Source organism: Vibrio sp. V33_P6A3T137 (assembly GCF_009904835.1).
GTDB lineage: Bacteria > Pseudomonadota > Gammaproteobacteria > Enterobacterales > Vibrionaceae > Vibrio > Vibrio metschnikovii.
In genome coordinates, this window is sequence record NZ_WXWK01000015.1 from 1 (window position 1) to 2,138 (window position 2,138).

The window sequence follows — 2,138 nt, forward strand, 5'->3', positions numbered from 1 at the left end:
CCAATAATATTACCTTGGCTATCAATAATCGGTGACTTCCCTCGTATACCATAACCTAAACTCCCTTCTCGCAAAGAAGTATACGATTCCTTTCTTAATAAAGCTCCCGCATTATCATCACCTTGCATTGGATAACCTATACGATCCGGCTCTGGATGAAATAAGCGAATACCATTTTGATCACCAATAACAATAAAGCTCGAATCAGAATAATGCATGATACGCTCAATCGCCTTGTGAATTTCTGTAATGTTTTTTGTTTCTACTAAAGTAATCAACTCTGGATCACTAGCAATATCTTGAGCTTGTAATAATGCACGAGTACGAACTTGATCATCAATAGAAGACGATAATGCTTGATAGAATCCCCAGGCCATGTAAAGGAATTGAATTAGGAGTAAAAAAGTAAGCAATAAGAATATCTTATTACGAAAGCGTAAATGCATAAAAAAACATCGGTTTCGATTGCTATTTATCTGAATCACGTCCAGATTTTTACGCATTACCTTATACATATTCACTCATATAATTACACAACTTAGGTATTCCACAGCATACCTAAAGACAACAACTTTACTACCAGAAATTAACAAAAAAAAGGGTAAAGTCACAAAATGACTTTACCCTTTGAAATAGTTATCTTAAGCCATGTTTGAAAGGCTTTTATTTCTAAATGCGTTTATTAATGGCCAACAGATTGAAAAAATTGTCACTATCAATAGAAATTGAGTAATTCCTGATTGAACAAAAATACTGAACTCTTGATTAGAGATCCGAAATGCTTGCCTAAACGACTGTTCCATTTGGCTGCCAACAATAACAGCAAGAATCATTGGTGCAGTAGGAATAACCAGTTTGTGCATAATAAACCCAACTATACCTAATAAAATTAAGATATAAAAATCTACCACAGAATTCCCAATGGCATAGCAGCCCACGAAAGCAAGCCCTAAAACGATAGGATATAAAACATTCGCAGGGATAGCGAGCATACGAACTAAAACACCTGCTAATGGAATATTTACAAAAGCCAGAATAATATTCGCGACAAATAAACTTGCGATCAATCCCCACGCTGTTTCTGGATGCTGGGTAAATAAAAGCGGCCCAGGTTGTATTCCTAACATTAATAAGGCCCCCATCATGACTGCCGTCGTACCTGAACCAGGGATACCTAATGAGAGCATAGGAATCATCGCTCCAATGGATGCTGAGTTATTTGCTGATTCAGGAGCGGCTAGGCCTTCTATCGCACCGTTGCCAAATTCATCTTTGTTGGGTGAGAGTTGTTTCTCATTATTATAACAAAGTAACGATGCCATTGTTCCCCCTGCGCCGGGGAGTGCCCCGACAATAAAACCAACAGGGGCACTACGTAAAATGGGCCATTTCGATCTGCGCCAATCCTCTTTACTGATCCAAATCCGTTTAAACTGAGTTTGTGCTTTTTTACTACCATCACCTAAGGTTGTCATGCTTTTCAGCACTTCTCCTAATGCATAAATGCCAATGATCACCACCAAGAAGTCAACACCTGTTTGGAGCTCAAGGGAACCAAAAGTAAAACGACTTAATCCGGATTGAGCATCAATGCCGATTGTTGCAATCGCTAACCCTATTGCCATAGAGAAGAAACCTTTCAGCATATTGCCTTTAGACATAGAAACCGTCATCGAAAGGGCGGCTAGCATTAACATAAAATATTCTGCTGGACCAAATCTAATCGCAAAGTTGGCTACAGGCTCAGCAAGAAAGGTCATGAGCACCGCAGCGATAGTACCTCCGATCAATGATGCGATTGCTGAGATAGCAAGTGCGGCTTCTGCACGCCCTTTCATTGCCATCGGATAACCATCGAAGGTTGCCGCCAAGGCAGCACCGTCTCCGGGTGTATTGATTAAAATCGAGCTACGGGAACCACCAAACATCGCCCCCATATAGATCCCTGTCATCGTAATTAATGATGCCGTAGGCCCCATGGCATAAGTCATGGGCAATAGAACGGCAACGCCCGTCGCCGGACCAAGACCCGGTAGCATGCCGATAATCGTTCCCATGATCCCACCAAGTGTTATCAGTAGAAGATAATAAGGCTGTAAAGCAAGCCCAAAGCCATTAAAAAGATTCGTAAATAGGTC

General features: G+C 40.8%; 1 protein-coding gene and 1 pseudogene. Both read right to left on the reverse strand.

The window, feature by feature from the left end:
- A pseudogene (locus tag CAG60_RS01255) lies at positions 1–515 on the reverse strand (ATPase); the annotation flags it as partial.
- Positions 516–641: 126 nt separating this feature from the next.
- A partial coding sequence (locus CAG60_RS01260; RefSeq protein ID WP_161438093.1) for a tripartite tricarboxylate transporter permease occupies positions 642–2,138 on the reverse strand: 1,497 nt, incomplete at its 5' end.